The 6,422-nt window shown below is 45.9% G+C and carries 8 protein-coding genes; 6 read left to right on the forward strand and 2 right to left on the reverse strand.

All coding sequences use genetic code 11. The annotated features are described in order from the left end of the window. Window positions 1–257, forward strand: a 257-nt coding sequence (locus HQK80_14535) for an IS4 family transposase (GenBank protein MBF0223416.1), incomplete at its 5' end; no start/stop codon positions are given. Between the two features lie 14 nt (window positions 258–271). Then, window positions 272–1,876: a CZB domain-containing protein gene (locus HQK80_14540; GenBank protein ID MBF0223417.1), complete on the forward strand. Its 1,605-nt coding sequence runs from the start codon at window positions 272–274 to the stop codon at window positions 1,874–1,876. A gap of 205 nt (window positions 1,877–2,081) precedes the next feature. On the opposite strand, the gene rnhA is transcribed toward HQK80_14540, so the two are convergent. Next, window positions 2,082–2,978, reverse strand: coding sequence for a ribonuclease HI (gene rnhA, locus HQK80_14545; GenBank protein ID MBF0223418.1), 897 nt, complete (start codon window positions 2,976–2,978; stop codon window positions 2,082–2,084). A 3-nt stretch (window positions 2,979–2,981) separates the two neighbouring features. Beyond that, window positions 2,982–3,791 (reverse strand): alpha/beta hydrolase, encoded by an 810-nt coding sequence (locus HQK80_14550; protein MBF0223419.1) that lies wholly within the window; start codon window positions 3,789–3,791, stop codon window positions 2,982–2,984. Between the two features lie 11 nt (window positions 3,792–3,802). On the opposite strand from HQK80_14550, the gene HQK80_14555 reads away from it, so the two are divergent. From HQK80_14555 to HQK80_14570, 4 genes are all read left to right on the forward strand, one after another. Then, window positions 3,803–4,750 carry a TIGR01212 family radical SAM protein gene (locus tag HQK80_14555; protein ID MBF0223420.1) on the forward strand — a complete coding sequence of 316 codons (948 nt, stop codon included), beginning with the start codon at window positions 3,803–3,805 and terminating at the stop codon, window positions 4,748–4,750. Beyond that, window positions 4,747–5,304: a DUF4416 family protein gene (locus HQK80_14560; GenBank protein MBF0223421.1), complete on the forward strand. Its 558-nt coding sequence runs from the start codon at window positions 4,747–4,749 to the stop codon at window positions 5,302–5,304. Before HQK80_14555 ends, HQK80_14560 begins: the two co-directional genes overlap by 4 nt. 360 nt (window positions 5,305–5,664) lie before the next feature. Further along, on the forward strand, window positions 5,665–5,916 hold the full coding sequence (locus HQK80_14565; GenBank protein MBF0223422.1) for a hypothetical protein: 252 nt from the start codon (window positions 5,665–5,667) through the stop codon (window positions 5,914–5,916). Window positions 5,917–6,153: 237 nt separating this feature from the next. Continuing rightward, the gene (locus tag HQK80_14570) at window positions 6,154–6,309 is read left to right on the forward strand and encodes a hypothetical protein (GenBank protein MBF0223423.1); all 156 of its coding nucleotides are present in this window, start codon (window positions 6,154–6,156) and stop codon (window positions 6,307–6,309) included. The last annotated feature ends 113 nt before the right edge of the window (window positions 6,310–6,422 follow it).

The raw sequence follows: 6,422 nt of genomic DNA on the forward strand, positions 1-6,422 counted from the left end.
TTGAGCAGCGTTGTCATGATGATCCGAAAACCATTGGCGGTTTATTTTTTGCCTGCAGCGAGGAGATCAAAGACCTCTCGCTGATTGAGGCGCTCCAGAGATTATTGGCACTTGCTCTTGATGCTGTCCGCTCTTCAGGCGAATTTGCCGAAAGCGTTATTGCCGCCATGATTGATGCAATAATGGGTGTTGCAATTGAGCTTATCCAAACGGGTAGACGGCTAGGCAAGAGTACTTACGTTTTTTCAACCATTTAAATCAACCCGGAAAGTTGAGTAAAGACGTTTATGTGCCTGCCGATGCAAATCTGCCAACAAAACTGGCAGAAGTAGAGGCTGCACATCTGCAATGGGCAAGTCGAATCAGGGACGCAATTATAAACCAAAGCACCACACTTGAGAAGGTTCAAACCGATGCGAACAAATGTATATTAGGTGTTTGGTTGGGCAGTGATCAGGCCAAAAAGGCCTATGACAATGGCGATGGTGATTTTAAAAAGCTGTGGGATGCAATCCCCGCCAGCCATAATGTGATGCATGAATCGGCAATTACGATTAATACGCTATTATCCGAAGGTGATTTTGACGCTGCTGTTGCGGTGTTCCGCTCCGAGACTTCACCAAGATTGGATGAAACACTTAACATCCTTAAGGACTTGAAAAAAGAGGCTGAACATGAGTTGCAGGGTATGCACGAGGCAAATGTCGTATATGCCAAGGAGTTAATTCCTGCTCTCCATGAAGTGAAGGAAAAACTTCATACTATTCGAGAAATAGCCAAAGGGGCAATAATGGGAGAGGATCAGATGCTCAGTGCGGCGGCTGGTTCTCAAATGGCAAATAGGCTCTTGTCACTTGTCGCGGTAATCGTTGGATTGTTGATGGCATTTTTCACCTCAAGGGGAATTGTCAGTGTGCTTGGAAGCATTTCGTCAAAAATGTCTGTTGGTGCTGACGAGGTTGCTGCTGCAGCGGCTCAAATTGATTCGTCAAGTCAAACCGTTTCCGATGGCGCCTCCAGGCAAGCCGCTGCATTGGAAGAAAGTTCGGCGTCACTTGAAGAAATGTCGTCAATGACGCGGCAAAACGCCGATAATGCAGCGCAAGCCGACCATTTGATGCAGGAGGCTACCTCCGTTATCAAAGAGGCTGAAGTTTCAATGGCCAAGTTGACTGATTCAATGGCTGAAATTTCCGCTGCGAGTTCTGAGACTCAGAAAATTGTAAAAACTATTGATGAGATAGCTTTCCAGACAAATTTACTTGCCTTAAATGCTGCCGTTGAGGCGGCGCGGGCAGGTGAGGCTGGTGCTGGTTTTGCAGTAGTTGCCGATGAGGTCAGAAATCTTGCTCTGCGGGCGGCGGAAGCCGCAAAGAATACTTCGGGTCTCATTGATGGAACAGTTCAAAAGGTGAATACGGGCTCCAAGTTGCTTACAGAAACCAGTGATTCCTTTTATGTGGCCTCCAGTGCGACTTCGAAAATCGGAACTTTGATTAGTGAAATCGCAACCGCTTCAAAGGAACAGGAGATGGGGTTCTCGCAGATTAATTCAGCTGTTTCTGAGATTGACCATGTCACACAGGAAAATGCAGCCAACGCCGAAGAGACTGCCGCTGCCTCGGGTGAACTCAAATCTCAAGCTGATGCGATGCGGGGAGCTGTCGATGAGCTTATTCGGCTTGTTGGTGCCAAGAAAAAAGAAGTACAGATATCAAAGCAAAGCCTGCCGGTCAGCCGGGTGGGGCGGACCGCATCTGCTGCACATAAGCCTGCCGTGAAGGTACAAAAATCGTTACCGCCCAAAAAGCTCCAGCCGTCAGTTTCAAAACAGCTCGCCGACAGCATTGATGACCAGGAGTTTGAGGATTTTTAGACCCTATACGCGCAACGTTATCATTTCGAACTGTTCGCTATAGTTTGCCCACGTGAGTTGCCAGGTAAAAATTTTCTCCATAGGGTCTATACCCGAAGGGTATCATGAAGATATTCGGCTTGCCGAATAAGGCCTATACGCGCAACGTTATCATTTCGAACAATATGTAAATGTTCCATTTGAAATAATACAAGTAATCCGCAATTTACATTTCATTATCAACTAACAACTCCTGAGCGATAATTTTTGCTTCCTGCACTTCACAGGGGGGATAAGACTTGTCGGCGAGATAGCAGTTAATTTTATATCGTTGATTAAAGGAATGTAGTTGTTTCCATAAGTCATCGTGCTTGACTGGCGTTCCTTCTCGGGTAGTCCAATCGTGTTGTTCCCACTGACTAATCCACCTCGACAGTCCATCTCGCAGATAGCCGGAAAACGTATAGACATTGATAGGCAGGGCATGGCGAATGGCTGCTAAACCGGCAAGGGCGCCATGGATATGCATTCGATTCGAGGTTGTTTGTGCTACAGTGCTGCATAACAGTTTTTTCTTGTCCCGGTAGCGAAGAATGACGGCCCAACTGCCTCTGTTAAGTTTTATTGAGTGTGCAACTGCAGTGTACAGATGGATAGCGTTGTTGTCCAATAGTGGCAGTGCTTCTCGGGGGACTGCATTTCTGGCGAGTTCATCGGCCAGGTTATTGAAATCGTTGTCGGCATGTCCTTTGACCCACTGCCAATCGATTGAATGTTTTTGGGCGGATTTTGTGAGTTCCTTCCATAAATCTTTGTTTTGAACGTCACTGCCAGCCATGGTCTGCCAGTCCGATTTCAGCCACTTCTCAAGCCACTTTGTGATCCCTTTTTGCAAATATTGTGAGTCAGAGTAGACTGTGGCGGAGCATTTTCCCGGGAGATGCTTTAGGGCTTCTATGGCGGCGAAGAGCTCCATTCGATTGTTGGTAGTGTGCGGTACACTGCCGGAAAGCTTTTGAACCTGCTGGTCGGGGTCAATGATTACGGCACCCCACCCACCGGGGCCCGGGTTTGGGGAACAGGCGCCATCAGTATAAACGATGTAATGTGGGAGTCCTGGCACTGTTTATTTGCTCACTTTAGCGATAAAGATATTTATGGTTTGCCAGTATTCAGGGAAGTTGTCAATGTCATTGTGTTTGGCATTTTTGATGGTGACATTTGTGACAGGCCCCTGCCATTTATTGGCAAGGTTTAAGGCATGTTGTTTGGGGATTATTTCGTCATTGTCGGCAACTATACTCAACAATGGTTTGTTGATGTTCGGGGCAAGTATTTCTGAATTAAATGGATGTTTAAGCAATAAACGGATCGGAAAGATTGGGTAGCGCTTTTGGGCAACATTGAGGATACTGTCGAAAGCGGTAACGAGAATAACAGCGCGAACGGCTCGTTTGTCAGCAACGTGAACAGCGATAGCACTGCCTAAGCTTCGCCCAAGCAGAACAATATTGTCCATTGGGATTTTCTCTCGGGCCGCTATCGTGTCGAGGATGAAAAGAGCATCATCAAACAAGGCTTTTTGGGAGGGTTTTCCTTGGCTTGCGCCGTAGCCACGGTAATTCATGAAGAGGGTTCCTCCTGCTCCGCTATACAGGTGTGATTCTGCTGCTAAGCTGGAAACCTCTTCGGCATTGCCGCCATAGTAAATAATGAGCGGTTTTGTCTGGCTGATCTGCTCTTTTTGCAGCCAGCCTTTTAGGGTGATCCCGTTTCGATTAATTGAAAGTTCGTATGGCTGTAAGCCGATATTCCGGGAGGCAGGCAATGGCTGAGGGAAAAACAGTAAGGCGTCTTGGGCAAAGTACAGAAAAGTTGCACAGAGCACGTAGGCGATCGCAATAATTTTTAATGCAGTAAGGGTTGATTGGAGCATAATAGTAATTTATGGATATCAATGAGAGAGTTCAGGCCCGGCTGAATCTATTTAGCTGCTACTATAAAGCAAAGTACGGCAAACCGATAGGTAAGATTGCCTTGAGTGTTGGCGTTGCATGTCCGAATCGGCAGTCGGGCGGCTGTGTTTACTGCTCTGCGGCCAGCTTTACACCGTTTTACCTGGAAGAAGGAGACTCTGTCCGGGAGCAGTTGGTTAAAGGGAAAAAAGATCTTAACACCCGTAAATTCAAGCGATATTTAGGGTATTTTCAGCAGGAGACGACAACTGCAGCACCGGAAAAAGGAGTTGTTGAAGACTGCTTGTTGGTTCTGTCTGATCCGGAATGTGTGGGCTTGATCATAAGCACAAGGCCAGATTATGTTGAATATTCATTCCTTCATGAACTGTACAGGCGTGTTTCAATGCAGGCTTTAGGTGACAAAGAGATACTTTTTGAACTTGGTCTGCAAACGTCGCATAATAGGACACTTCAGTTTTTGAACCGTAATCATACCTATGAAGATTTTGTCGGGGCCTCAGAGAAGATTAAACAGTTCCCAGCGTTTCAGCTTGGGGTGCATTTAATTCTTGGGTTGCCGCACGAATCTCTTGCCGAAATGCGTGCAACTTTGGAACTGGTTGTAGGGGTAGGAGTCGATGCTGTCAAATTTCATCATCTACAGATTATTCGTAACACAGCCTTAGAGAAAATCTATTCAGAAAGTCCCTTTAAGGTCTATTCCGCATATGAATATATGGAGATTCTGGCTGATCTCATAACGTATCTGCCAAAATCAACAGTGATACACCGGTTGTGGAGTTCGAGTGACCGGGACCTTCTCGTAGCCCCTGACTGGGGTGGTTTGGGGGCTCATCAACTAAGTGGTATGTTATTGGCCATTCTTGAAGAGAATGATCTTCGTCAGGGTAAAAGGTGTCTGGGGGGTGAAGAATGAGTATTCCGCAGGAGCCGACACCGGCCAGGCTTGTTGTCTCAATCATTTTTGCTACCCAGGGTACTGGCTGTAGTGATAGTTTTATTGATGTTATTTGTGCAGCGCTGGAGCAGGAGTTTGGCAAAGTAAATTTTGTGAGTTCGGTTAGCCTCTTTACTCAAACCGACTATTATGAGCAGGAAATGGGTGAGAGGCTAAGCAGGATTTTTATAAGCTTTGAAAAATTACAACCAAGGGCACAGCTTGCCCCAATTAAACTGCTGACCAATGCCCTTGAGTTACGGTTTAGCCGACCGGATGGCACTAGGCAGTGCAATATTGATCCAGGATTTTTGACGGTTGAGAATTTTATTCTTGCAACTGGTAAGAATTTTACTCACCGGATTTACCTGAAAGAGGGGATCTTTTCGGAGGTTACCCTTCTGTTCCAAGGTGGAAAATTCCAGACGCTTCCCTGGACTTATTGGGATTATGCAGCTGGAAATGTTGTTGAGATGTTGACTCAGATGCGTAAGGCCTTAATTGCAGAACTGAAAAGTTTGAAATTGCTGTAATTTTTATCGCCAGCCCTGTCTCCATTGTCAAACAGCAATGTCAAGGCGATGATAACGGCTAATCTCTAAAACTTTCTCTTCGTTTAGCCCCGCCTTTTCGGCAAATATGGTCCATTTGCGCACCGCATCGTAAATTTCACCAAGCATAACAATTGTAACAATTGGGTGTAACAATTGGTGTAACAATTGGTAACAATTGGTAACAATTGGGTAACAATTGGGGACAGACCACGTTTTTTGGTAACAATTGGGGACAGACCACGTTTTTTCAAACCGAACAATTGGAGAACAATTGGGGACAGACCACGTTTTTTGCCGCCGATGCAAGATGCAATGTGAAATTATCGTTTGACAGAAAACATGCCCAAATATGATTCTCTGGATAATCGTGGTCTGTCCCCGTTTATCCGATCGTGGTCTGTCCCCGTTTATCCGTTTATCTCTATGCTGGCTTTTCTGGTCGACCAGGCTTTGCAACTGTGCTGTGCTCTCTTTAATGCCGTATGGCAACATAGAAAAAGTAAGCGTGCCCTATGGGAAGGCATTAGAGGTATGTTTATGCTTTTTGACGTTGACTCAATGGAATCCTTGAGATTAAAATACACCAAGTAGTCACTTCACCTTTGTTTATTAGTGAAAAATGAATAAATTTACTCAAATCGGCTCACACCGGGAATAGTTGTAGAAGTAATAATGTTTACATATTGAACCTGACCCTAGATATGACCCTAGATACTTGCTCCGTAGCAACTGCGGGTCGTCCTCTTTTCTGGAGTCGGGTTTTTTGCGGATGAAAACAACTTGCTTTATGGGAATTCCCAGGTACCATTACGAATGGGAGAGTGCAAAATGATCATACCGGATAAGATATCCATCAATGCCGTTTTGCTAAATCTGATCGATAAGTTGACTGAATTCAAGGGCCGCTGCAAGGCTGACTTGAAATGTTTGACCTCAAATGTTCCCCCGGTTCCGGCTGCGGCGATGGTTCTGGAGGCGTTGTGAAAATTTGGTCCCTTGCGATAGCTATGTGTTTCATGACCGGAGCGGTGGAAGCGCCGCTGGCGGAAGAAAACGCATGGCTCGATGCCCGGCGCAGCATGGTGCAAACCCAACTG

The organism is Desulfobulbaceae bacterium (assembly GCA_015231515.1).
GTDB lineage: Bacteria > Desulfobacterota > Desulfobulbia > Desulfobulbales > VMSU01 > JADGBM01.

Coding starts and splice junctions, on each gene's coding strand:
- HQK80_14550 (MBF0223419.1), bottom strand. CDS start 3,791: ATGCTCCAATCAACCCTTACTGCATTAAAAATTATTGCGATCGCCTAC.
- HQK80_14555 (MBF0223420.1), top strand. CDS start 3,803: ATGGATATCAATGAGAGAGTTCAGGCCCGGCTGAATCTATTTAGCTGC.
- HQK80_14560 (MBF0223421.1), top strand. CDS start 4,747: ATGAGTATTCCGCAGGAGCCGACACCGGCCAGGCTTGTTGTCTCAATC.
- HQK80_14565 (MBF0223422.1), top strand. CDS start 5,665: ATGCCCAAATATGATTCTCTGGATAATCGTGGTCTGTCCCCGTTTATC.
- HQK80_14570 (MBF0223423.1), top strand. CDS start 6,154: ATGATCATACCGGATAAGATATCCATCAATGCCGTTTTGCTAAATCTG.